This is a genomic window from Actinoplanes auranticolor (assembly GCF_018332655.1).
Lineage (GTDB): Bacteria > Actinomycetota > Actinomycetes > Mycobacteriales > Micromonosporaceae > Actinoplanes > Actinoplanes auranticolor.
This window is the reverse complement of sequence record NZ_BOQL01000027.1, coordinates 13363-35916: the sequence shown is the minus strand read 5'-3', so window position 1 is coordinate 35916 and position 22554 is coordinate 13363. Positions and strand designations below refer to the sequence as shown.

Sequence of the window (22554 nt, the reverse complement as noted above, 5' to 3'; positions counted from 1 at the left end):
ATGATCTTCACGCGGGTGACCGGCCGACGCCGGGTGCGCTCATGAGCGCTGATGTGGCACGGTAGTTACCAAGCGCCCGGCACATCGGTCTGCCCGGCGTCCGGCACGTGGCGTCGACCCGCGGGTGACGGCGATCGGGAGGACCCATGGACGAGCAGCAGGCGAAACCGGACAGCGACGGCAGGACGCCGCCCGCTGCGCGGCCGCCCGCGAGCAGCGCCGGGCCGAAGAGCGACCAGGGGTACGCGTTGCCCCCGCCGCCGGCACCGGGCGCGCTGTGGGCTCCGGCGTCGGGCAGTGACGCGGCGAAGCCGGCCTCTTCGGGCACTGCGCCGAGCGCCCGCGCGTCGGCATCCGCCCCGGTCAGCTCGACCCCGGCCGGCTCGCCCTCCGCCGGTTCGGCCCCCGTGGGCTCGGCCTCCGTCGGCTCGGCTCCGATCAGTGCGGTTCCGGTCAGTGGCTCGACCAGCGGGCGTGCCTCTGTTTCCGGCTCGGCTCCTGTCTCCGGCCCGTCGGGCGGCTCGGCTTCCGCCCCCGGCACCGTGAGCGGCTCCGCCTCTGGCCCGTCGGGCGGCTCGACTTCCGCCTCCGGCCCCGTGAGCGGCTCCGCCTCTGGCCCGTCGGGCGGCTCGACTTCCGCCCCCGGCACCGTGAGCGGCTCCGCTTCTGGCCCGTCGGGCGGCTCGACTTCCGCCCCCGGCACCGTGAGCGGCTCCGCCTCTGGCCCGTCGGGCGGCTCGACTTCCGCCCCCGGCACCGTGAGCGGCTCCGCCTCGGGAAGCGCGGGTGGCCCCGAATCTCCCGCCGCGCGCGCGGCGAGCCCGGCTGGTTCGGTCTTTGGTTCCGGCAGTTCGACCGGCACGGCCGCCGCGCCGAGCAGCTCGGGTAGCTCTCCGGCCGCGCCGAGCAGCTCGGGTAGCTCTCCCGCCACGCCGAGCAGCTCGGCTGGCCCCTCGCTCGCGCCCGGCTCGAGCGGCTCCGCGGCCGCGGCGGGCGGCTCTGCCGCCGTGCCCACGAGCTCCGCCAGCGGTCTCGGCGGCGCAACCCGACCTGTGTCGGCGGCCCCGAGCGCCAACGCGGCACGCGCCACCGTGCCCGGCGCCATCGACCCGGCCGGCGCCCGGGCCATGACCTGGCCCAGCGGCCAAGCCAAGATCTACGGCCGCACCGCCGACAAGCCGAGCACCGACGCCCCCGAGAACTCAGGCACGCCGGCGAAGCCGAGCAACGCCACCCAGTCGGACACGGCCGACAAGCCCGGCACCGCTCTCAAGTCGGACACTGGTAGCGCCGCCTCCGATCGGACCGCCACTCCTGGGACCGGCGGCGACAAAGCCGGCAGCGAGAAGCCCGGAAGCGACCACGCCGGCGCAGAGAAGGCCGGCGGGGACAAGAACGGCGCGGAGAAGGCCGGCGCGGTCAGCTGGATGAACGTCGGCGACCGCCCCCACCGGGCCGCGACGAGCCCCACCGCCGGTAACAAGCCGACCAGCACGCCGCAGAGCGCAACCCCCGGCTCGGACGAGCCCGACGCCGATCCGGCCGGCCCGGACCCCGAGCTGCCGGAACCGTCGACCCCCGACCCGGCCAAGCCCGCACCGGCCAAACCCGAGCCCACCCGGCCCGAGCCCGCGCCCCTGCCGACCCCGCACCCGACTCCTGCCCCGAGCCCGGCCCCCACCCCGAGCCCGGCCCCGCCGAGTCCGGCCCCGGGCCCGGCACCCAGTCCGACGCCACCCGGCCCCGTACCGCCGGGTCCCGGCCCGAATCCCATCCCACCGGGCCCCGGTCCCAGCCCGATCCCGCCCGGTCCCGGCCCGTCACCCGTGCCGCCCGGCCCCGGCCCGTCACCCGTGCCGCCCGGCCCCGGTCCGTCGCCCGTGCCCGGCCCTGCGCCGGCACCGTTCCCCGGACCGCCGATGATCTCCAACGCCGGCGGCTCCCCGGCACCCGGCGCTCTCCCGGCGTACACGATGCCGGCCGCCGCCCCCTCCGGGCAGTACGGCAGCCCGGCACCCACCGGCAACGGCTCGACCTCCTACGGGGTAGGCGCATCAGGCGGGTCCCGGCAGCCGTTCGGCGGACCGGCCGCTCCGGTGAGCAGCCCGGTGACGTACGGCTCGGGTTCCGCCGCGTCGGGATCCGGACAGCCCACCGCCGTGCCGCAGCAGCGCGGGCAGGGCACCGTCTACGGCGGTCTGGCGGACTACGCGCCGGCCGACATGACGATGCCGGTGAGTATCAACGCGGTGGAGAACTCCGGTTCGCTGACCGGCCACATCCTGGCCCAGGGCTGGCGGGACGCGCCCGACAACCAGCGGCGCAGCAACGTCAAGGTGGCCGTGGCGATGCTCATCGTGCTGCTCGTGCTGGTGGGTGTGAGCGTGCTTTTCCTCTTCACCGTCGGGGACGCCTTCAGCGACATGATCGGTGGCGTTTTCAAGGATTGAGTTGTCGGTGGCGGCAGATGGCCCTAAGCTGGCGAGGTTGCGCCGAAGGGTGAGTCTGCCCACTACCGGCGCGGAATGCGGGCAGTGTCCAGGACGTTGACCCGTACACTGATGGAAGTAATTAACCTGGCGTGCCCTCAACGAGCACGCCACGGGCGTTCTTGCGGTCATTTCAGCGGCCGGCTGTTGGTAGCCGCGGCGGGCCATACGCGAGCATGCGCCCCCGTAGAGAGGTTCTCTTGACCACTTTCGCTGATCCCAGCACGTTCCCGTCCGTTGCAGAAGTTCTCGCCGAGTCCGGCGGCACCACCAGCACCGACGCTCCCGAGGCCATCCAGGTCACCCCTGAGGCCGAGGTGGAGCAGATCATCACCCCCGCCGTGCCGACCTTCGCCGAGCTGGGCATCCCCGCCGAGCTCGTCCGGGTGCTGAGCCGCGAGGGCATCACCACCCCGTTCGAGATCCAGGCCGCGACCATGCCCGACGCCCTCGCGGGCCGGGACGTGCTCGGCCGCGGTCAGACCGGCTCCGGCAAGACGCTGGCGTTCGGCCTGCCGCTGCTGGCCCGGGTGGCCAAGAGCGGTCGCGCGCTGCCGCACCAGCCCAAGGCCCTGATCCTGGTGCCGACCCGCGAGCTGGCCATGCAGGTGGCCGACGCGCTCACCCCGCTCGGCCGCTCGGTCGGTGTCTTTCTCAAGACCGCTGTCGGCGGCGTGCCGTACGACCGCCAGATGGACGCGCTGCGGCGTGGCGTCGAGGTCATCGTCGCGACCCCGGGCCGCCTCGGCGACCTGATCGAGCGGGGCGCGTGCCGGCTCGACGCCGTCGAGGTCACCGTCCTGGACGAGGCCGACCAGATGGCCGACATGGGCTTCCTGCCCGAGGTCACCGAGCTGCTGTCCAAGACCCCGGCCGACGCGCAGCGGCTGCTCTTCTCGGCGACGCTCGACGGTGACGTCGACGCGCTGGTCAAGCGGTTCATGCACGACCCGGTGACGCACTCCACCAACCCGGCGGAGGCCAGCGTCTCCACGATGGAGCACCACATGCTCCTGATCCCGCCGCACGACAAGTTCCCGATCACGGCGTCGATCGCCAACCGGGCCGGCAAGACCATCGTCTTCGCCCGCACCCAGATGGGCGTCGACCGGCTGGTCGACCAGCTCGCGGCGGTCGGTGTGCGCGCCGGTGCGCTGCACGGCGGCAAGACCCAGCGGGTCCGCACCCGCACGCTGGCCGAGTTCAAGGAAGGCCGGACGAACGTGCTGGTCGCCACGGACGTCGCGGCGCGCGGCATCCACGTCGACGGCATCTCGCTGGTCATGCACGTGGACCCGCCGAAGGACCCGAAGGACTACCTGCACCGCGCGGGTCGCACCGCGCGCGCCGGCGAGTCCGGCGCGGTCGTGACGCTGGTGCTGCCCAAGCAGCGCCGCACCACGGCGTCGATGATGCTGAAGGCCGGCGTCACGCCGTCCGAGCTGCGGGTCCGCCTCGGCGACGAGCAGCTCGCCTCGGTCACCGGGGCCCGTGAGCCCAGTGGTGTACCGGTGAAGATCGAGCCCGAGCCGCGTGAGCGGGGCGACCGCCCGCGGCGCTTCGGTGACCGGCCGCAGCGTGGTGGCAGCAGCTACGGCGACCGTTCCCGCGGTGGCAGTAGCTACGGCGACCGGCCGCGCACCGGTGGGGACCGTTCGTTCGGTGACCGCCCGCGGGGCAGCTTCAGCGGCGGCAGCGGCGGCGGCGGCGGCGACCGCAGCTTCGGTGACCGGCCGCGTGGCGGCGAGCAGCGCACGTACGGCGACCGTCCTGCGGGCGACCGTTCCTACGCCGACCGTCCTGCCACCGGCGGCGACCGCCCGACCGGTGACCGTGCGTCCTTCGCCGACCGCCAGCGCGGCTTCGGCGAGCGGACGGCGCGCAACCTGGGCGAGCGCCCGGCCGGCTTCCGTCGCGAGCCCGCTCGCAACGACCGGCGGGAGACCGGCAACGGCCGCTTCTCGACCGGCCGCCCGGCGCACACCCACTGATCCATCGCACGTGACGAAGGCCCCGGCGCTCTGAGCGCCGGGGCCTTCTTCTGTCGGGAGGGTTCGCCCGGGGCCGGGAACGGGTAGTCGACAGCCATGGCCGTTCTGCCGGGTTCTCTGTTCTGGGGTCGAAGCGACACGTCCGGTGCCGAGCACGCACTGGTCGACACGCATGCCGGGCTGCACGCCCGGGGCACCGCCGTGGCCGTCGACCCGATCGCCTACACCGCACGGTACGAGCTGCGGACCGGCCCGGACTGGGTCACCACCGCGCTCGAGCTGAGCACCGAGGGGGCGGGCTGGAGCCGTAGCCTGCGCCTGGAGTCGGAGGACGGGCGCTGGCGCACCTCCACCGCCGAGCGCGGTGATCTGGACGCGGCGCTGACCGCCTCGGGGCACGCCGGGGCCGGCCTGCCCGGCACCGAGGACCCCGATCTGCTGTTCGGGGCCTTCGACGTCGACCTGACCGGGTCGCCCCTGACCAACACGTTGCCGATCCGCCGGCTGGGCCTGCTCAAGGCCGAGGCGGGGGTGGCCCACCGGATCAGTGTCGCCTGGGTGCTGCTGCCGAGCCTGGAGATCGTGCAGGCGGACCAGATCTACACGGCGCTGGGCGACGGGCGGGTGCGCTTCGCCAACGAGACCTTCAGCGCGGACCTGGCCGTGGACGACGAGGGCTTCGTGCTCGACTATCCCGGGCTGGCCCAGCGGGTCCGCTAGACGGGCTCGCTAGACCCTGTCGCGGATCCAGGCCATGCAGGTCTTGTCCACGGTCGTGAACGGCTTGCCGAACGCCTCGCGCGACGCCGGGTCGAGGTCGCGGTTCTCCCGCAGGTAGAGCCGGACGAAGGTGAAGAGCGCGCCCTGGCCGTACTTGCGGGCGAGGCAGTCGGCCGTGAAGTGGCCGAAGCCGTAGAAGGCGTCGCTGGCGTCGGGGCTGGCGTTCTCCCCGGGGGCCTTGGCGGCGATCGACTTCGGGCGTTTGCTGCCGGCGAGCAGGGATCGGACGGCCGAGCGGCGCCAGCTGTCGGTGGCCGATCCCGGATACCAGCCGATGTACTCGGCGACGCCCTCCTCGAGCCACATGTCGTCGCTGCCGCCGGTCCGGTACGCACCACCGAGCGTCACGACGTGGCCCAGTTCGTGCTGCAGCGTGGTGGCGAGCACGTCGCTGTCCGTACGGACGGCCGAGATGTTGAGCACCACGTCGCTGCCCGAGTCGCTGAGCGGGATCGCGTACCCGATCACCCACTTGTCGGTGATGCCGCCGTACCAGGTCTTCCACTGCTTGGGGCCGGCGACGTAGACGCGGTACCGGCGCTGCGGGTTGCCGACCAGGCCGGCGAAGCGGTCGTTGTAGACCGCGGCCTTCTCGGCGGCGGCGAGCACCTGCTTGAAGTACTTGCGCTCGGTGCGGTTGCCGATGACGGTGACCCGCTTGCCGGCGAGGAAGTCGAGGTAGCCGGACTCCCACGGGGTGGGCTGCTGGCGGCTGCGGCTCTTCTTCGCCGCCACCTTGGCGATCACGTACTTCCCGCCGACCTTCTTGAAGGTCAGCAGCTGGCTGATGGTCGGCGGGCCGTCGGAGACGTTGTACTTCTCCTGCGGGCACTTGTCGGTGCTGAAGCAGTACGCCACCTCGGCCGTCACGCCGATCGTGCCGCGCTTCGGGTCCACCGGGTCGACGGCGGTCTCATAGACGAAGTGGCTGACGCCCAGCCCGCGCAGCGAGCGGAACATCGAGCGGTACCGCGCGCGGAGCTTGGCCTGGCCGGGGTCGACGGCGGCCAGCCAGCCCTTCTCGTCGCCGGCCAGCAGGGCAGCCGCCTGGGCCTTGAGCGCCGCGACGGCGGCCTCGGCGGGCGTCAGCGGGGTCCGGGCCGCCGTGGGCTCGGGGCCGGCCGCTGCGGCCCGCTCGTTGAGCGACAGCGGTGCCTGGTTGACGTAGACGACACCGGCGCCGACGGCCAGCGCCGCGGTGAGCGCCAGGGCGGCGCCGATCAGCAGTCCGCGGCCCCGGCGGCGTGCCGGCGGCGCGGGGTAGGGCAGCGGGGCGGGGCCGTGCGGCGGCAGGTCGCCGACGTTCGGCGGCTGCGTGAGCGGGTGGGTCGAGGGGAAGAACTCACTGGCCAGCGGTGTCCGCTGGCCGGGGATGGCCGGACCGGGCGGGGCCGGCCAGGAAGGCGGCGGGACCGGTGAGAAGCCGGCCGGCGGCGAGGACCACGGGCCGGGCGGCGCAGCGCGCTGGGACGGGATCGGCGGCGCGGCCGGAGGTGACGGTGCGGCGGGGACTTCCTCGGCGTCGTGCACTGCGCTCCTCGAACCCGAAACCCGTCACAGGACCCAGATCCTCCCAGGTCCACCGGCGCGGCGCTGCCCCCGATTCAGCCAGATTCCCAGACGCCCGTGGCCAGGAACGTGTCAATCGCCGCCAGGTGTGGTTCGAGAACGATGCCCTGGCTCGCGACCCATGCGTCCGAGTAGTACGTGTCGGCGTACCGCTCGCCGCCGTCGCAGATCAGGGTGACCACCGAGCCCTTCTGCCCCGCCGCCCGCATCTCCGCGATCAGGCCGAACGCGCCGCACAGGTTCGTACCCGTGGAGCCGCCCACCCGGCGCCCGAGCACCGCCGAGCCGGCCCGCATCGCCGCCAGCGAGGCCGCGTCCGGCACCTGCACCATCCGGTCGACCACCGCCGGCTGGAAGGACGCCTCCACCCGGGGACGCCCGATGCCCTCGATCCGCGAGCCGCGGCCGGTGGTCGCCGTCCAGTCGCCGGAGACGTAGGCCGGCCAGAACGCCGAGCCCTCCGGGTCGACCACGCACAGCTTGGTGGCGAGCCGGCGGTAGCGGGCGTACCGACCGATGGTCGCGCTGGTGCCGCCGGTGCCGGCGCCGACCACGATCCACGCCGGTACGGGATGCCGCTCCCGGTCGAGCTGGAGATAGATGGATTCTGCGATGTTGTTGTTGCCACGCCAGTCGGTGGCCCGCTCGGCGTGGGTGAACTGGTCCATGAAGTGTCCGCCGAGCTCGGCCGCGAGCGTACGGGCCGCCGCGACGACGGCCGTCGGGTCGGTGACGAGGTGACACTTGCCGCCCTGGAACTCGATCAGCGAGATCTTCTCGGGCGAGGTGCTCGCCGGCATCACGGCGATGAACTCGAGCCCGAGCATCCGGGCGAAGTACGCCTCGCTGACCGCGGTCGAGCCGGAGGAGGCCTCGACGACCGGGGTGTGCGGGCCGATCCAGCCGTTGCAGAGGGCGTACAGGAACAGGGAGCGGGCCAGCCGGTGCTTGAGCGAGCCGGTGGGGTGCGACGACTCGTCCTTGAGATAGAGGTCGATGCCCCAGGAGCGGGGCAGCGGGAACGGCAGCAGGTGGGTGTCGGCCGAGCGGTTCGCGTCCGCCTCCACCAGCCCGATCGCCTCGCAGGCCCACTCACGGGCGGTGTCGTCACAGCGGTCGTGCTGGTCCATGGCTCACCCTGCCGTCGGGTCGAGGCCGGGCTGGGGGCGGTTCTCCCACTTCGTGGAGAGCGCGATGGCCGTCCGGGTCGACGCTACGCCGCGGGTCCGGTTGATGCGCACGATCAGCTGTTCCAGCTCGGCGATCGTGCCCACCCGCACGGTGAGCTGGTACGACTCCACGCCCGCCATGAAGTAGCAGGACTCGATCTCCGGCATCACCCGCAGCGCGGACAGCACGTCGTCGGTGTCGGCGCCGGAGTCCTCGACGATGCCGATCAGGGCGGTGACGCCCAGCCCGATCGCCTCGTGCTCGACCTCGGCGCGGTACGCCCGGATCGTGCCGGCGGCCTCCAGCTTGCCCACCCGCTCGTGCACCGCGGGCGCGGAGAGCCCCACCTGCCGGGCGAGCTCGGCGTACGAGGAGCGGGCGTTGTCCCGCAACAGGTCGATCAGGCGCAGGTCGATGGCGTCCATGGCTTCAGAGGTTAGTGCGACCCGTCCTGGTACCTCACGCCCGGTAGCGGGCTCGGACCACCGGACGCAGCAAGGATAATGGTCAACGTCGCAATCGGGGCTTTTTCCGCATTTCAGCGACTTGCTGTTTTTGGCGATGCTCTAATGGCACTACGTCCCGATCGAGCACGCCGACACTCACTGTGACCAACGGCGCTCCAACACGACGCGAGGAGAGGGCCGTGGACACAGGAGATCGACTGCTGACGCCCGGGGAGGTGGCCGCGCTGTTCCGGGTGGACCCGAAGACGGTCACGCGCTGGGCAGCCGCCGGACGTATCGGCAGCATCCGTACTCCGGGTGGCCACCGCCGGTTCCGCGAGTCCGAGGTGCGCGCGCTGCTCGAGGGCGACGGCGTGGTCGAGGAGATGCGCGAGGACGACGCCGCCAACCGCCCGCGCAACGGCGGGCCGGCCAATCCGGGGCAGAGCTACGGCCCGCCCAACGGACTGCGCTGATTCAGCTCTCCCGCCCATCGCGTGAAGAGCTGATGGGGTACGCCCAGAGCGTCCAGCACCTTGCCGGCCACGAAGTCGACCAGCTGTCCGGCGGTCGCCTCCGCGCCGGAGCCGTAGAAGCCGGGGCTGGCCGGCAGGACCACCGCCCCGGCGTCGTGCAGGGCGATCAGGTGCTCCAGGTGGCTGCGGGTCACCGGCGTCTCGCGGGGCACGACCACCGTCCGGCGGCGCTCCTTGAGGTTCACCTCGGCGGCCCGCTGGAGCAGGTCCTTGGACAGCCCGATCGCGATGCCGGCACAGGCGGCCGTGCTGGCCGGCACGACCGCCATCCCCTTGGCCGGGTACGAGCCGCTGCTCGGTCCGGCGGCCAGGTCCCCGGCGGCCCAGTAGGTCAGGTCGCCGAGATCCCGGCCGAGCCACTGCCGCACGTCGTCCTTGTAGTGCGCGTCCCGTACGGTCGCACCGGTCTCGTCGAGCAGCGTCAACCTGGCCGCCTTGGAGACGACCAGGTCAACGGCTTCGCCGGCGTCGAGGAGCCCGTTCAGGACGGCCTTCGCGTAGGGCGTGCCGGAAGCTCCGGAGACACCGACGATCCACGGGGTGCGCATGCTTCCAGCATGCCCCAGGCGATGATCAGCTGACGGCCTCGGTGGCCGGGAACCAGGTCGACTCGTCGGTCAGGTCGGCGAATTCCACGCTGTTGAGCATCTTGATCATCTCGGTGTTGCCGATGAAACCGCCCCCGTTGAGCTCGACGAAGAACTTCTTGTCGGCGGTGTAGCGGTAACAGAGGCCCTCCTGCGGGCAGTACGGCTCGTTCCCGGGCGCGTTGTACTTCTGCTCCTTCGCCGGGTAGACCTGCAGGGAGAGGATCGGCAGCTGGGTGTCCTGCACGACGAACGGGTCACCGACGGTGCCGGTGAGGTTCTCGTACGGGAAGTCGCCCTTGATCAGGCGCAGGAAGGACGTGCCGGCGAACGTGGACTCGAGGTGGTCCGACGTCGTCCCGGCCGAGCCCAGTGCGAAGCCCGCGGGCACGTAACCCAGCTTGATGCCGACCTTGACCGGCTTCTCCGCTGCTCCGGTGAGGCCCTCGGCGATCGACGCCAGCTTCGTCGCGGGGTACTTGAGCCGGCCCTGCACGATGACCTGCGCCCAGGCGTCGTCGGCGTACTCCCAGGTGTAGGTGGAATCGGCGTACGGCGCCGGGACGCCGGGCTTGATCGCCTCCTTCTTCTCACCCTCGTGGAACCAGCCGGCGCCCGCCTTGGGGTCCTTCTGGGCCTTGGCCGGGTCGAAGACACCCTTGGCGTACGTCACCACGTGTCCGATGACGTTCGGGGCGTAGTACCGCCCGCCGTTCTTGTCCTCGTACGCCTGGCCCTTGCCCGGCGCCGTGATCGAGGCGACCTGGTAGCCCGGGGTCACCAGCACGGTGCCGTCGACGGTGAGGTCCCCCACGGTGTACTCCGCGAACGTGCCGGAGAACCCGGTGGACGGGTAGGCGAACGGCGCCTTGGCCGACTTCTCGGTGTTCGTGGCGGCCGCTCCGGCGTTCACCGTCGCGGACCTGTTGTTACCTTCGGGCAACAGCTGCGGCACGGCGACCGCCCCGGCCACGGCGAGCACGACGGCGGCCGATCCGGTGCCGGCCCACAGCGCCCGGCGCCGCTGCTGCCGCTTGCGTCCGGCGGTCAGCGCGTCCTGCACGCTGTAGCGCGGGGGCGGGGCATCCGACTTGGCTTCCTGCAACATGTCAGACAGCTCGTGCGGCACGGTAATTCTCCCTACTGACGAACACCTCGGCGCCCATGGCGGTGCGCAGGGCTTCCAGGCCCCGCGAGGTGTAGCTCTTGACGGTTCCTTCTGGGCACCCCAGGGCCTCGGCGGTCTCCTGGATGCTCAGACCCTCCAGGTAGCGCAGAGTCAGCACGGCACGCAGCCGTGCGGGGATTTTCTGCAGGGCGTCACGGATCCGCAGCCGGTCGTCGACCGCGTTCGTGTCGTCACGCAGGTCGGGCCGGTCGGGCATGGCATTGCTCTGCGCACGCTCCCGCCGCCACCACGGGCGCCGGGTCTCGTCGATCGCCGCCCGGACCACGGCGGTGCGCGCGTACGCGCCCGGGTTGTCGATGCGCCGCCACTTCACATACAGCTTTGCCAGCGCGATGAGAACCGCGTCCTCGGCCGCCTGCCAATCGCCGCAAGTGAGATAGGCCAGCCCGCGCAGCGGCTCCATCTGCGCGGCTACGAAGGCGCTGAACTCCCTGTCTCTGTCACTCACAGCTAATAGACGGAAGTCGGCGGCCGGAAAGTTACAGGAGAATCAGATCGAGGAGGGCGAAGACGAACAGGGCTATGCCCACGAAGCCGTTGGCCGTGAAGAAGGCCCGGTTGACCTTGGAGAGGTCGGCCGGCGTGACCACCACGTGCTGGTAGCCGAAGGCGACCGCGGTCAGGGCCAGGCCGATCCACCACAGCCAGCCGAACCCGACGAGCTGGCCGAACCAGACGAACAGCGCGAAGGTCAGCACGTGCGTGCCGGTCGAGATGTGCAGAGCCGTGCGGACGCCGAAGCGGGCCGGCGTGGAGTGCACGCCGATCCGCCGGTCGACCTCGACGTCCTGGCAGGCGTAGATGATGTCGAAGCCGCCGATCCACAGCCCTACCGCGACGCCGAGCACCCAGGCCGGGCCCGAGCCGTCGAACGTGCCGGTGATCGCCAGCCACGCTCCGACCGGCGCGACGGCCTGGGCCAGGGCGAGCACGTAGTGCGGGAAGTTCGTGAACCGCTTCGCGTACGGGTAGATGATCAGCGGGATCACCGCGAGCGGCGACAGTGCCAGGCAGAGCGGGTTGAGCAGGGCCGCGGCGGCGAACAGCACGACCAGGGACACGGCCGCGCCGGTCCAGGCCGTACGCACGCTGACGGCCCCGGTGACCAGCTCCCGATTCCTGGTACGCGGATTCTGCGCGTCGATCTTGCGGTCCAGGATCCGGTTGGCCGCCATGGCGAAGGTGCGCCCGGACACCATGGCGATCGTGACCAGCAGCAGGTCGACCCAGTGCACCCCGGTGCCGTCGCGGTCCATCGCCACCAGGGCGGACAGGTACGCGAAGGGAAGCGCGAAGACCGAGTGCTCGATCGCCACGAGCTTCAGGAAAGACCTGATCTTGCCTGGCTGCTCCGGCGCCGCGGCGACCGCTGTCATATGCCGTATTCCTTCCACCGCTTGTCGACCAGCGAGACGACCTCGTCGGACATGGTCATCTCCTCCGGCCAGCCCCGGGTGTAGCCCTCGGCGGGCAGCTTACGGGTCGCGTCGAGCCCCGCCTTGCCACCCCAGAACTGCTGGTAGGAGGCATGATCGAGGTGGTCTACCGGGCCCTGGGTGATGAGCAGGTCGTGGTCGTAGTCGACGTTGCCGAAGGCCCGGAACGCCACCTCGTTGTAGTCGTGCACGTCGCAGTCCTCGTCGACGATCACGATGAGCTTGGACAGCGACATCAGGTGCGCGCCCCAGACCGCACTCATGATCTTCTGCGCGTGCTTCGGGTAGCGCTTGCGGATCGAGACGATCACGCAGTTGTGGAACACCCCGGCGGCCGGCATGTCGTAGTCGACGATGTCCGGGATCAGCATCTTGAGCAGCGGCAGGAAGATCCGCTCGGTGGCCTTGCCCAGGCCGTGGTCCTCCTGCGGCGGCTTGCTGGTGACGATCGAGTGGTAGACCGGCTGCTTGCGCATGGTCATGCACTCGATGTGCAGCACCGGGAACGGCTCGACCGGGGTGTAGAAGCCGGTGTGGTCACCGAACGGTCCCTCGGGCGCGCGCTCCCCCGGCTCGAGGTAGCCCTCCAGCACGATCTGCGCCTGCGCGGGCACCTGCAGCGGCACGGTCAGGCAGTCGACCATCTCCACCCGCTCGCCGCGCAGGAAGCCGGCGAACAGGTATTCGTCGATGTCGCCGGGCAGCGGGGCGCTGGCCGCGTAGCTGACCACCGGGTCGCAGCCGATCGCGACGGCCACCGGCAGCCGTTCGCCCCGGCGCTCGGCGACCGCGTGGTGGGCGGTGCTGTCCTTGTGGATCTGCCAGTGCATCCCGAGCGTGTTCTTCGAGTGCTGCTGCAGCCGGTAGAGCCCGAGGTTGCGCTTGCCGGTCTCCGGGTGCTTGGTGTGGGTCAGCCCGTAGTTGTGGAAGATGCCGCCGTCACCCGGCCAGACCTGCAGGCCGGGCAGCTTGCCCAGGTCCACCTGGTCGCCCTTGAGCACGACCTCCTGGCAGGGGGCGCTCTTGACCTTCTTCGGCGGGACCGACTTGAGCTGCAGCACCTTGCCGATGCCCTCGCGGATGCCGGACCAGCCGACCGGCAGCTCCGGCTGGATCAGCGAGCCGATCCGGTTGCCGACCTCGTCGAGGCTGTCCACGCCCAGCGCCATCGCCATCCGCTTCTCCGTACCGAAGAGGTTGACGACGATCGGCATGTCACCGCGGGTCGGGCGCTCGAAGAGCAGGGCCGGGCCGCCGGCCCGGACGGTGCGGGTGACGATCTCGCTGATCTCCAGCGTCGGATCGACCGGTACGCGGATCCGGCGCAGCTCACCGGCCGTCTCCAGGGCCGTGACGAAGCTCTGCAGGTCGTGGTACGGGAAGCCCTTGGCAGCCATGTGCCCAGTCTCGCACCACGGGACGGCAAGTGATCAGCGGGCGGGAACCGTCACCGCGGGATCTCGTCCGGCGTTGAGCCAGAGATGTGGTTTCCGCGCTGGTCAGGGGCGAGGTGGGCAGCTTGAAATTTCGGTCCGTGGCGCGCTGGTGCGCCCTGGGTGGCCTGGTCACGGCGCTGGCCATGGCCGCTCCGGCGGCCTCACACCACAAACACCGCCTGCCCGCCTGCCCGAGCGGTGAGGCGTCTGTCACAGCACCCACCGAGCCGGCCGGCCGGGACACCCGCAAGGCCTGCCGCGCCACCGGGAAGATCCTGGAGTCGGGCGTCCGGCTGGACCGGATGCGCGAGCGGGCCACCCCGAGCGGCTACCACCACCTGGGCGCGGGCACCGGCGGCGAGTGGGGCGGCGTCTCCGGCCGCATCGAGATCGTGGACGGCGCGGTCCGCCGCAACACGTACGACTTCGTGGCCGGCCGGTTCATGGTCAAGCGGGACATGGGCGGCGGGTCCATCGCCTGGCTGGAGGCCGGCTGGGCCGAGACGGGCTGGGCCGGCGGCGGCCGCCAGCACATCTACACGTTCAACACCAACACCAAGACCTGGCAGTTCTACGACCAGTACCAGCTCAAGCCGGGCGACAAGGTCTGGCTGGACCTGCACACGGACGCGAACAACGTCTGGCAGGCCTGGCTCTGGTGGAACAACCGGTGGAACCTGCTCACCGCGCAGCAGCTGCCGGTCGGCTCGCGGGCGTACGTCGAGCAGTACGTCGAGGTCCACGTCGACCCCAGCCGCCCGGCCCGGCTGGTGGTCCCCCCGGTGACCGTGGACAACGTCCAGCTCCGGCCGCCGGGCGGCGGCACGGCCCGCTACTGGCGCGACGACGTGGACACCCAGATCGGCGACCAGGCCCAGCAGCGGGCCGGCGGCTTCTGCCTGAACTGGGTGACCCGGTACGACACCTGGACGGCCGGCGACTGCGCCGGCGGCACGGGCGCGGGCCTCCCCGACCACCCGCCGGCCGGGGTCACGCCCTCGGCGGAGGAGCGCCCGTAGCGGTCCGCTCAGGCGGGCGACCGGTCGGCGCGAAGTCGGACACCCGACACGCGGGTACTTGGCGTCAGGAAAATATCCGCAACGGTCTCACCTCGAACCGAATCCGTCACACGGAGTCACTGAAGGTCCTCGGCGTCAGAGCGACCGGCCGGCCGGAACGGCGCCGATCCGCCCGTCGAATATCCATTGACGCGCGACTGTGCAGAAATGAATACGGCTCTCGATATCACGGCCGGCCGCATTTCCCGCGCCCGCGGCCGGCCCACCCCGCACATCTCGTTGAGATAACGACCGGCCGCGGAGAGCGCTCCCCGTTCCCTCTTGCGGTCCGTGGTCCATTCCGGCAGTTCCGGCCCGGCGCCGGACACCCGTTTCTCCCGGACGGAGGCGTTTGGATCGATGATCATTTCGGAAGCGGATCTTCCCCGGATCATCCGCAGACGATCATCATGACGACGAATGCCCAGGTGGGCATGGGAAATGGGCGGGGCCCGCACCGCCGCGGCGACGGCAGCGGCCGCCGCCGCCGGGGCGCCGCCGCCCGGCGGGGGCCACGATCGTGGTCTCGCCTGCGCCAACGGCGGTCGCGCTGGAGATCGCCGGTGACGCCCGGTATGGTGGCCACCGCGGAAGTCCTCGCATTTCCGCTCGATGGTGCGTCTGATTGGTCTCGGGCCGGCATCGAATCAGCAGGACCCGGAGAGCAGTTGTCGTGGCAGCTTCCGGAAGTGATCAAGGGGTCGGCGCACATCGCTCCGGCCCCTTTTTCATTCCGGCCCCGGCACTACCGGCGGGTAGACCTTCGGTCGCCGGCCCCGGGCCCCGTTTCGTCCCGAGAGTCACGGTGGCCGACGACCTATCCGGCTACCGCACAACAGCGACGCTGCGTGGTGGAATAGACGGGCACCCTGGTGCACAATCAAGCACGGTGACGGGGTCCCGCCCACGAACGGGACCCCCTGCCTTCCTTGAGCTATGGCCCGAGACCAATTCCGTTCACGCTTCATCACCCAAGGAGCAAGTTCAGTGACAGTCAGTAACATCAAGCCCGGGAGACGGGCGTGATGACCGGCGCGGTGCAGCAACCCGGGGAACCGAACGAGGGCCGGCACCGCGCCGACTTCGCCACCTTCCGCCGGCCGTCCAGCGAGGCGCTGGCGCTGGAACACGAAGCGGCCCGGATGCGGGCCAAGCTGATGGACCCGGAGACCGCCCTGCGGGAGCTGGCCGAACGCCTGACCTTCGCCCACGTGAACGCGGGCAAGCCGTCGCTGGCCGTCCTCAGCGAGGCTGTCCATTACAGCAAGGGCACCCTGTCCAAGGTGTTCGCCGGCAAGATGCTGCCCTCCTGGCCCCTGGTCGAAGGGCTCGCCGCCGAGCTCGGGGTGCCCACCCAGACCGTGGTACGGGAGTGGTTCCACCTCTGGACCGCGGCCAACACGTTGCGCCGCAAGCCCGGCGCGGTGCGGGAGCGCGCCGCGGCGGGGCCGGCACCCGGCGCGACGGCGACGGGCGCGACGGCGAGCACGCAGCCGGCTGCCACCGGGCCCGGCTACACCTGCCGGGCGTGCGGCAGCTGGGTGGTCGACCCGGCGTTGCACACCGAGTGGCACCGGCAGGCCGGGGAGGTCGGTCGGGGAGGGCCCGCCTCCGGGACGATCGGCGGGTGGAGCGCACAGGCGCGCGGGATCGGCCTCAACCCGCTCGGCAGCTGAGGAAGTCCCCCGCTCCGCTCCCGGGGCGGGGGACGAACCGCTTACATCCCGCCGGCGTTGGCGTACGAGTGCAGTCCCTCGAAGAACAGGTTCACGCCGAACAGGTTCATCAGCATCGTCAGGAAGCCGAGCAGAGCGATCCAGGTCGCGGTGGTGCGCTTGACGCTCGGGGTCGCGCGGGCGTGCAGGTACGCCGCGTAGACGACCCAGGAGATGAACGCCCAGACCTCCTTGGGGTCCCAGGCCCAGTAGCGCCCCCACGACGCCTCGGCCCACAGCGGCCCGGCGATCAGCGCACCGAAGGTGAACAGCGGGAACGCGAACGCGTGCAGCCGGAAGGTCAGCCGCTCCAGCGTCTCCGCCGGCGGCACCTTCGCGCCCAGCGTGTACGGGAAGGTGCGCCTGCCCCGGTCGTAGCCGGCCCGGACCAGGAACATCGCGGCCGGCACGGCTCCGATCAGCAGGATGCCGGAGGCCACGATGATCGTCGAGACGTGCACGATGTACCAGTACGAGTTCAGCGCCGGGACCAGCGGGCTCACCGGCGTGTACGCGATCAGCCCGGCCGCGCCGAGCAGCACGACCAGGGCGAGCGCGGTGAACAGGCCGAGGTGGCGCACGGCCGGCTTGCGGGTGATCACGCCGAGCCAGACCGCCGCGCCGACGAGGGTCACCGCGAGGATGAACTCGTACATGTTGCCCCAGGGCATCCGGTGCGCCGCGACACCGCGGGTGACCACCGTGCCCAGGTGCAGCGCGAACGCGACCCAGGTGAGCCCGACGCCGATCAGGCCGAGCAGAGCACCGCGGTCCCGGGGCGGCGCCGGCGGCACGACGTCGTCGGCGGGCGGCGGCACGACTCCGTCCGCGGGCAGCACCTCCACCTCGCCCGGTCCGCCGACGCCGACGAGCTGACGCGCCGGGCGGGTCGCCGCCCGGCCGATGTGGCTGCGGTTGCCGAAGGCGTACTCCGCCGCGTAACAGACCATCGCGGCCAGGTAGGCCAGCACGGTGAAGGCCATCAACTGGTCAGACAACTCCGCCATCACGGCGTCCTCTCCTCCGGCGTCCGGCGCGCCGCCGCCACGACCTGCTCGAACTCCTCGTGGAAGCCCGGATAGTCGGTGCGCGGCAGACCACCGGCCTCCATCAAACTACCGCCGGTGCCCGCCTCGGACCCGGCCGGGGGCGAAACCCGGAACCACACCCGGCGGCGGTGCCCGGACAGCGACAGCATCAGCCCGAGCAGACCCAGCACCGCCCCGCCCAGCACCAGCGGCTGGGTCGGGTCGTAGCGCACCGCGAGGGTGGCGAACTGGCGGGTGCCGACGAACTCCAGCTTGGTGCCGTCGTCCAGGGTCCAGGTCTGGCCGGGCGTCAGCCGCTGCGGCCGTTCGCCGCTGACCTGCTTGAGCTGGCCGTTGGCCAGCTGGCCGCGGTCCAGCGCGTAGACCGAGCCGGGCAGGCCGGCGTCGACCCCGAGATTGCCCCGGTACGCCGTGAGGAACAGCGCCGGCTCGCGTTCGGCGGGGAAGACCGAGGCCGGGCCGCCCTTCGGATCCACCGTGGGCAGATAGACGCCCTCGAAGGCGACCTGCAGGTCCTCGTCGCGCTGGTTGGTCTTCGGATCGATGTTGACGTCCGGGAACTGCGCGACGCCCTCGCTGGTGAGCATCTGGTCGCGCGGCAGGAACGGCACGATCCTGGTCTGCTGCTGGCCGAAGCGGTCGGTGAACCGCAGGATCGGCGCGTAGCCGTGGCCGAGCAGGTGCACGTTGGCCTGGGACAGCCGCAGCGGGTGGTTGACCGTGAACTCGGTCGGGCGCCACGGCCCGTCGTGCTCGGTCTGCACGGTGGCCTGCGCGCCGAACGTCTTCGGCTGGCCGTTGCTCTGGTAGGTCGCTTCGAAGTCGGTCAGCCGCAGGCAGAAGAACGGCAGGTCGGCGGCGTCCAGGCGGGGGCCGAGCGAGGACTCGTCGTACTGCGTCACCGAGTTGCAGAAGCCCAGGTCGTTGCCCTGCACCAGGAGGCGGTTGCCGTTCCAGCCGTACCAGTGCCCGAAGCCGACCCCGATCAGCACGGCCAGCAGCGCGAAGTGGAACAGCAGGTTGCCGGTCTCCTTGAGCAGGCCCTTCTCGCCCGAGACCGTCCACGTGCCGTCCGGCCGCTCCCGGACGACCGTGCGGAAGCGGTGGCGGCGCAGGCCCGCGGCGACGCCGGCGGCCGCGGCGGCCGGATCGTCGGGTCGCGGCTCGGCCGCCGCATGCTCCGGCAGCCGCTCCAGCCGCCGGGGAGCATCCGGGGGTACGGTGCGCAGCGCCCGGACGTGATCGAGCAGCCGCGGAATCACGCAGCCGACCAGCGAGGTGAACAGCAGCAGGTAGATGGACGCGAACCACGGCGAGGCGTAGACGTCGAAGCCGCCCAGCCGGCTCAGCACCGGCGCCAGGTCGGGGTGTTCGCGGAAGTAGCCGGCGACGTTCTCCGGGTTGATCGTGCGCTGTGGCAGCACCGAGCCCGGGATCGCGGCCACGGCCAGCAGGAAGAGCAGGACCAGGGCCGTGCGCATGCTGGTGAGCTGCCGCCAGGAGTTGCGCAGCAGCGCCCAGAGCCGGTTGGGCCGGCGCGGCGGCGGCTCGGCGGCGGGCGCGGGGCGCTCCTCGACGACGGTCACAGCAGGGTCCCGGCGTCGTAGTTGAAGGTGGTGACCAGCCAGATCAGGAAGCTGTTCCAGCCGCCGGTGACCAGGGCCAGCCCGACCAGGACGAGCAGCACGCCGCCGATCCGGGTGACCCACCGGCTGTTGCGGCGCACCGCCTTGAAGACCCCGAGCAGCCGCCGGAAGAAGAGTCCGAACAGCACGAACGGCACCCCGAGCCCGAGGCTGTAGGCCAGGGCCAGCACGACGGCCCGGTCGGTCTGCCCGCTGGTGGTGGCCAGGCCGAGGACCGCGCCGAGGGTGGGGCCGGTGCAGGGCAGCCAGGAGAGCCCGAACAGCGCCCCGAGGACCGGGGCTCCGGCCAGGCCGGCGTTGGGCAGCCAGCTGATCCGGGCCTGGCCCTGCAGGCCGGGGACCAGGCCGATGAACATCAGGCCGAGCACGATGATCAGCACCCCGAGCACGATGTTGAGGGTGCGCTCGTGGGTCTTCAGCGCCAGGCCGATGTTGGCCACCAGGGTGGCCAGCAGCATGAACACGACGGAGAAGCCGACGACGAACAGCACCGTCCCGGCCAGCACCCGGCCCCGGCCCGCGGTCCGCACCTGCGGCTCGGTGGCCACAGCGACGGACCCGCCCGGCTGCGGCGGCGACTCGGGCTGCGGTTTGGGCGGCACTCCGAGGGCGGCGTCGAGATCGGCCCCGGCGAGCCCGGTGACGTACGAGAGGTAGCCCGGCATGAGCGGCAGCACGCACGGCGACAGGAAGCTGACCAGCCCGGCTATCGCGGCAGCGCCGATCGCCAGCAGCAACGGGCCGCTGCTGGCGACGTCGGCGAAGGTCTCCCCCATCAGCCCGGGCCCTCCGCGGCGATCCGCTCGACCACCGGCTGCAGCACGGCGATGGTGGTGGCGCCGCGGATGCCCGCGGCGATCCGGCCCTGCCGGTCCAGGATCAGCGTGGCCGGGGTGGTGACCTGGGTGACGTCGAACTTGAGGGCGACGCTGCCGTCCCGGTCGTAGATGCTCGGATAGGTCACCCCGAAGCCGCGCTCGAACGCCTTCGCCGGGTCCCGGTCGTCGCGCGAGTTGACCCCCACGAACGTCACGTCCTTGGCCTTGGTGGCCTGGTACGTGCGCTCCAGATCGTCGGCCTCGGCCCGGCACGGGTTGCACCACGAGCCCCAGAAGTTGACGACGACCACCTTGCCGCGGTCCTGCGTCACGTCGTACGTGCCGCCGTCGAGCAGCTCCCCGGTGACCGCGCGGGCCTCGGGACGCTGGTCAGGGGTGCACTCGATGACCCGGTCGGCGTTCGTCGAGCACTTCTTCTCCCAGCTCTCGCTCCCGCAACCGGCCATCGCACCGGCCGCGAGGACGGCGGTGAGGACGACTGCGGGGAGCCGGCGCACGGTCATGCCCCCTTGGCCGTCCGGGCGCCCGGGGACATGGCCACCAGGGCGGCGGCGGGCTCGGCGTACTCGATGCCGACGACCTTCGCGTCCTCGAAGACGAACGAGGTGAGGCTGGCCAGGCCGCACTCGCGGCGGCGCGGGTCGTGCCAGAGGCGCTTCTTCTCGACGTACCGGCGCAGGGTCCAGATCGGCAGCTGGTGCGAGACGCAGACCGCCTCGTGCCCCTCGGCGGCGACCCGGGCGGCCTGGATCGCGGCGAACATCCGCTGCGCGATCTGGAGATACGCCTCGCCCCAGGACGGGGTGATCGGGTCGCGCAGCACCCACCAGTTGCGGGGGTTGCTGAACGCGCCGTCGCCGACCGACACCTTCTTGCCCTCGAAGAAGTTGGCGCTCTCGATCAGGCGCGTGTCGGTGGCCGTCTCGAGCTTGAAGTGCGCGGCGAACGGCTCGGCCGTCTCCTGTGCGCGTTCGAGCGGGCTGGCCACCACGTGCGTGACGTCGCGGTCGGCCAGCGCCTCGGTGGCTGCCTTGGCCATCTGCCGGCCGAGCTCCGAGAGGTGGAAGTCGGGCAGGCGGCCGTACAGGATCTTGTCCGGGTTGTGGACCTCGCCGTGCCGCAGCACGTGCACCGTGGTCTTCGTCGGGCTCAAGATTGTGCTCCCCCCGCTGCCGCGGCAGCCCGCGCTGCCGCGGGCAGTGCCGCGCTGATCTGCTCCAAGGCGGCGTCGTCGAGCGCCGCGGACACGAACCACGACTCGTACGCGCTCGGCGGCAGGTAGACACCGCGGGAGAGCATCGCGTGGAAGAACGCCCGGAACGCGGCGACGTTCTGGGTCTTGGCCGAGTCGTAGTCGACGATCTCGGCGTCCGTGAAGAAGATCGAGAACATGTTGCCGGCATACGACAGCCGGTGCGGGACACCCGCGGTGTTCAGCGCGTCCGACGCGAGCCCGCCGACGGTGGCCGAGACCTCGTCGAGCCGCTTGTAGACGGCGTCGTCGGCCAGCCGCAGGCTGGCCAGCCCGGCCGCGCAGGCCAGCGGGTTACCGGAGAGCGTGCCGGCCTGGTAGACCGGCCCGGCCGGGGCCAGCCGGGACATGATCTCGGTGCGGCCGCCGAAGGCCGCGGCGGGCAGGCCGCCGCCCATGACCTTGCCGAACGTGAAGAGGTCGGCGTCGACGGGGTCGAGCCCGGCCCAGCCGCCCGGGGACACCCGGAAGCCGGTCATCACCTCGTCGACGATGAGCAGCGCGCCGGCGGCGTGGGCGAGCTCGGCCAGCCGCTGGTTGAAGCCGTCACGCGGCGCGATCACGCCCATGTTGCCGGCGGCGGCCTCGGTGATGATCGCGGCGATGTCGTCGTTGTCCGTCAAGACCGCCTCGACCGCGGCGACGTCGTTGTACGGCAGCACGATGGTCTCGCTGGCCGCCGCCCCGGTGACCCCCGGCGAGTCCGGCAATCCGAGCGTGGCGACCCCGGAGCCGGCCGCGGCCAGCAACGCGTCGACGTGGCCGTGGTAGCAGCCGGCGAACTTGACGATCTTGCTGCGGCCGGTGAAGCCGCGGGCCAGCCGGATCGCGGTCATGGTCGCCTCGGTGCCCGAGCTGACCAGGCGGACCTGCTCGACCGGGGTGCGCCGGACGATCTCCTCGGCCAGCTCCACCTCGCCCTCGGTCGGGGTGCCGAAGCTGGTGCCGAGCGCGGCGGCGGCCTGCACGGCGGCCACGATCGCCGGGTGCGCGTGCCCGTGGATCAGCGGGCCCCACGAGCAGACCAGGTCCACGTAGCGGCGCCCGTCGACGTCCACCATCCACGGACCCTCGCCCCGCGCCATGAACCGGGGCGTGCCGCCCACGGACTTGAACGCACGCACGGGTGAATTGACCCCGCCGGGCACGATGGCCGTGGCGCGGTCGAACAGGGCCTGGGAGACCGGGGCCTCGTCCGGGTACGGACTGCCCGCGGCGTGGTTTGAGGTGGTCACGGTGAATCCCATTCTGTCAGCGCCCGGCCGCAGCCGCCTTAGCAGCCCCGGGGGCGGGTTGTACAGGTCACGATCGGTGGGTGGGCGCGGGGCGGATGAACCGTGCCAACAGGCTGGATTCCACCGCTCGC

Annotated in this window: 22 protein-coding genes; 6 read left to right on the top strand and 16 right to left on the bottom strand. The window is 71.8% G+C overall.

All coding sequences use genetic code 11. The annotated features are described in order from the left end of the window. Nucleotides 1-7: 7 nt before the first annotated feature. Complete coding sequence (locus Aau02nite_RS17910) at nucleotides 8-1015, bottom strand: hypothetical protein (protein WP_212989596.1); 1008 nt, start codon at nucleotides 1013-1015, stop codon at nucleotides 8-10. A gap of 37 nt (nucleotides 1016-1052) precedes the next feature. Between Aau02nite_RS17910 and Aau02nite_RS17905 the strand changes: the two genes are divergently transcribed. The 3 genes from Aau02nite_RS17905 (at nucleotide 1053) to Aau02nite_RS17895 (ending at nucleotide 5200) form a co-directional block, all read left to right on the top strand. After that, the gene (locus Aau02nite_RS17905) at nucleotides 1053-2450 is read left to right on the top strand and encodes a hypothetical protein (RefSeq protein ID WP_212989595.1); all 1398 of its coding nucleotides are present in this window, start codon (nucleotides 1053-1055) and stop codon (nucleotides 2448-2450) included. Nucleotides 2451-2689: 239 nt separating this feature from the next. Next, nucleotides 2690-4480 carry a DEAD/DEAH box helicase gene (locus tag Aau02nite_RS17900; protein ID WP_246595235.1) on the top strand — a complete coding sequence of 597 codons (1791 nt, stop codon included), beginning with the start codon at nucleotides 2690-2692 and terminating at the stop codon, nucleotides 4478-4480. 96 nt (nucleotides 4481-4576) lie between these two features. Beyond that, nucleotides 4577-5200, top strand: coding sequence for a putative glycolipid-binding domain-containing protein (locus Aau02nite_RS17895; protein ID WP_212989593.1), 624 nt, complete (start codon nucleotides 4577-4579; stop codon nucleotides 5198-5200). A gap of 9 nt (nucleotides 5201-5209) precedes the next feature. Here the strand turns inward: Aau02nite_RS17895 and Aau02nite_RS17890 are convergent, their stop codons facing one another. From Aau02nite_RS17890 to Aau02nite_RS17880, 3 genes are all read right to left on the bottom strand, one after another. Beyond that, the gene (locus tag Aau02nite_RS17890; RefSeq protein WP_212989592.1) at nucleotides 5210-6790 is read right to left on the bottom strand and encodes a hypothetical protein; all 1581 of its coding nucleotides are present in this window, start codon (nucleotides 6788-6790) and stop codon (nucleotides 5210-5212) included. Nucleotides 6791-6864: 74 nt separating this feature from the next. Further along, nucleotides 6865-7959, bottom strand: coding sequence for an L-cysteine desulfhydrase Cds1 (cds1, locus tag Aau02nite_RS17885; RefSeq protein WP_212989591.1), 1095 nt, complete (start codon nucleotides 7957-7959; stop codon nucleotides 6865-6867). 3 nt (nucleotides 7960-7962) lie between these two features. Then, complete coding sequence (locus tag Aau02nite_RS17880; RefSeq protein WP_212989590.1) at nucleotides 7963-8424, bottom strand: Lrp/AsnC family transcriptional regulator; 462 nt, start codon at nucleotides 8422-8424, stop codon at nucleotides 7963-7965. Between the two features lie 221 nt (nucleotides 8425-8645). Between Aau02nite_RS17880 and Aau02nite_RS17875 the strand changes: the two genes are divergently transcribed. Next, a complete protein-coding gene (locus tag Aau02nite_RS17875; RefSeq protein ID WP_203773073.1) occupies nucleotides 8646-8921 on the top strand; it encodes a BldC family transcriptional regulator in 276 nt (91 codons plus the stop codon). Here Aau02nite_RS17875 and Aau02nite_RS17870 read toward each other — a convergent pair. The 5 genes from Aau02nite_RS17870 to Aau02nite_RS17850 are packed head-to-tail and all read right to left on the bottom strand — an operon-like array spanning nucleotide 8894 to nucleotide 13590. Continuing rightward, on the bottom strand, nucleotides 8894-9529 hold the full coding sequence (locus tag Aau02nite_RS17870; RefSeq protein ID WP_212989589.1) for a UbiX family flavin prenyltransferase: 636 nt from the start codon (nucleotides 9527-9529) through the stop codon (nucleotides 8894-8896). The two genes, Aau02nite_RS17875 and Aau02nite_RS17870, sit on opposite strands and share 28 nt — an antisense overlap. Nucleotides 9530-9554: 25 nt before the next feature. Further along, the gene (locus Aau02nite_RS17865) at nucleotides 9555-10676 is read right to left on the bottom strand and encodes a hypothetical protein (protein ID WP_212989588.1); all 1122 of its coding nucleotides are present in this window, start codon (nucleotides 10674-10676) and stop codon (nucleotides 9555-9557) included. 1 nt (nucleotide 10677) lies between these two features. Then, nucleotides 10678-11205: a SigE family RNA polymerase sigma factor gene (locus tag Aau02nite_RS17860; protein WP_212989587.1), complete on the bottom strand. Its 528-nt coding sequence runs from the start codon at nucleotides 11203-11205 to the stop codon at nucleotides 10678-10680. A 31-nt stretch (nucleotides 11206-11236) separates the two neighbouring features. Continuing rightward, the gene (gene mqnP / locus Aau02nite_RS17855; RefSeq protein WP_212989586.1) at nucleotides 11237-12133 is read right to left on the bottom strand and encodes a menaquinone biosynthesis prenyltransferase MqnP; all 897 of its coding nucleotides are present in this window, start codon (nucleotides 12131-12133) and stop codon (nucleotides 11237-11239) included. Beyond that, nucleotides 12130-13590 carry a menaquinone biosynthesis decarboxylase gene (locus Aau02nite_RS17850; protein ID WP_212989585.1) on the bottom strand — a complete coding sequence of 487 codons (1461 nt, stop codon included), beginning with the start codon at nucleotides 13588-13590 and terminating at the stop codon, nucleotides 12130-12132. The genes mqnP and Aau02nite_RS17850 overlap by 4 nt, the downstream gene beginning before the upstream one ends. Nucleotides 13591-13712: 122 nt before the next feature. Between Aau02nite_RS17850 and Aau02nite_RS17845 the strand changes: the two genes are divergently transcribed. Beyond that, on the top strand, nucleotides 13713-14648 hold the full coding sequence (locus tag Aau02nite_RS17845; protein ID WP_246595234.1) for a hypothetical protein: 936 nt from the start codon (nucleotides 13713-13715) through the stop codon (nucleotides 14646-14648). A 116-nt stretch (nucleotides 14649-14764) separates the two neighbouring features. Here the strand turns inward: Aau02nite_RS17845 and Aau02nite_RS17840 are convergent, their stop codons facing one another. Further along, entirely contained in the window at nucleotides 14765-15055 is a 291-nt protein-coding gene (locus tag Aau02nite_RS17840; protein ID WP_212989584.1) for a hypothetical protein, read from the bottom strand. 654 nt (nucleotides 15056-15709) lie between these two features. On the opposite strand from Aau02nite_RS17840, the gene Aau02nite_RS17835 reads away from it, so the two are divergent. Continuing rightward, nucleotides 15710-16363 carry a helix-turn-helix transcriptional regulator gene (locus Aau02nite_RS17835; protein WP_212989583.1) on the top strand — a complete coding sequence of 218 codons (654 nt, stop codon included), beginning with the start codon at nucleotides 15710-15712 and terminating at the stop codon, nucleotides 16361-16363. 41 nt (nucleotides 16364-16404) lie between these two features. On the opposite strand, the gene ccsB is transcribed toward Aau02nite_RS17835, so the two are convergent. From ccsB to hemL, 6 genes are read right to left on the bottom strand one after another with little or no spacing between them, the layout of a single operon-like run. Continuing rightward, nucleotides 16405-17409 (bottom strand): c-type cytochrome biogenesis protein CcsB, encoded by a 1005-nt coding sequence (gene ccsB / locus Aau02nite_RS17830; RefSeq protein WP_212989582.1) that lies wholly within the window; start codon nucleotides 17407-17409, stop codon nucleotides 16405-16407. Further along, complete coding sequence (resB, locus tag Aau02nite_RS17825) at nucleotides 17409-19037, bottom strand: cytochrome c biogenesis protein ResB (RefSeq protein WP_212989581.1); 1629 nt, start codon at nucleotides 19035-19037, stop codon at nucleotides 17409-17411. The genes ccsB and resB overlap by 1 nt, the downstream gene beginning before the upstream one ends. Continuing rightward, a complete protein-coding gene (locus tag Aau02nite_RS17820) occupies nucleotides 19034-19873 on the bottom strand; it encodes a cytochrome c biogenesis CcdA family protein (protein ID WP_212989580.1) in 840 nt (279 codons plus the stop codon). Before Aau02nite_RS17820 ends, resB begins: the two co-directional genes overlap by 4 nt. Beyond that, complete coding sequence (locus Aau02nite_RS17815) at nucleotides 19873-20439, bottom strand: TlpA family protein disulfide reductase (RefSeq protein ID WP_212989579.1); 567 nt, start codon at nucleotides 20437-20439, stop codon at nucleotides 19873-19875. Before Aau02nite_RS17815 ends, Aau02nite_RS17820 begins: the two co-directional genes overlap by 1 nt. After that, nucleotides 20436-21092 carry a histidine phosphatase family protein gene (locus Aau02nite_RS17810; protein WP_212989646.1) on the bottom strand — a complete coding sequence of 219 codons (657 nt, stop codon included), beginning with the start codon at nucleotides 21090-21092 and terminating at the stop codon, nucleotides 20436-20438. Before Aau02nite_RS17810 ends, Aau02nite_RS17815 begins: the two co-directional genes overlap by 4 nt. Beyond that, nucleotides 21086-22435: a glutamate-1-semialdehyde 2,1-aminomutase gene (gene hemL / locus Aau02nite_RS17805; RefSeq protein ID WP_212989578.1), complete on the bottom strand. Its 1350-nt coding sequence runs from the start codon at nucleotides 22433-22435 to the stop codon at nucleotides 21086-21088. The genes Aau02nite_RS17810 and hemL overlap by 7 nt, the downstream gene beginning before the upstream one ends. Between the last annotated feature and the right edge of the window lie 119 nt (nucleotides 22436-22554).

What these genes read in the sequence shown, in the direction of transcription:
- Aau02nite_RS17895 (WP_212989593.1), top strand. Translation starts at nt 4,577, where the DNA reads ATGGCCGTTCTGCCGGGTTCTCTGTTCTGGGGTCGAAGCGACACGTCC.
- cds1 (WP_212989591.1), bottom strand. Translation starts at nt 7,959, where the DNA reads ATGGACCAGCACGACCGCTGTGACGACACCGCCCGTGAGTGGGCCTGC.
- Aau02nite_RS17880 (WP_212989590.1), bottom strand. Translation starts at nt 8,424, where the DNA reads ATGGACGCCATCGACCTGCGCCTGATCGACCTGTTGCGGGACAACGCC.
- Aau02nite_RS17870 (WP_212989589.1), bottom strand. Translation starts at nt 9,529, where the DNA reads ATGCGCACCCCGTGGATCGTCGGTGTCTCCGGAGCTTCCGGCACGCCC.
- Aau02nite_RS17865 (WP_212989588.1), bottom strand. Translation starts at nt 10,676, where the DNA reads ATGTTGCAGGAAGCCAAGTCGGATGCCCCGCCCCCGCGCTACAGCGTG.
- mqnP (WP_212989586.1), bottom strand. Translation starts at nt 12,133, where the DNA reads ATGACAGCGGTCGCCGCGGCGCCGGAGCAGCCAGGCAAGATCAGGTCT.
- Aau02nite_RS17850 (WP_212989585.1), bottom strand. Translation starts at nt 13,590, where the DNA reads ATGGCTGCCAAGGGCTTCCCGTACCACGACCTGCAGAGCTTCGTCACG.
- Aau02nite_RS17840 (WP_212989584.1), bottom strand. Translation starts at nt 15,055, where the DNA reads ATGATCATCGATCCAAACGCCTCCGTCCGGGAGAAACGGGTGTCCGGC.
- ccsB (WP_212989582.1), bottom strand. Translation starts at nt 17,409, where the DNA reads ATGGCGGAGTTGTCTGACCAGTTGATGGCCTTCACCGTGCTGGCCTAC.
- Aau02nite_RS17820 (WP_212989580.1), bottom strand. Translation starts at nt 19,873, where the DNA reads ATGGGGGAGACCTTCGCCGACGTCGCCAGCAGCGGCCCGTTGCTGCTG.
- Aau02nite_RS17815 (WP_212989579.1), bottom strand. Translation starts at nt 20,439, where the DNA reads ATGACCGTGCGCCGGCTCCCCGCAGTCGTCCTCACCGCCGTCCTCGCG.
- hemL (WP_212989578.1), bottom strand. Translation starts at nt 22,435, where the DNA reads ATGGGATTCACCGTGACCACCTCAAACCACGCCGCGGGCAGTCCGTAC.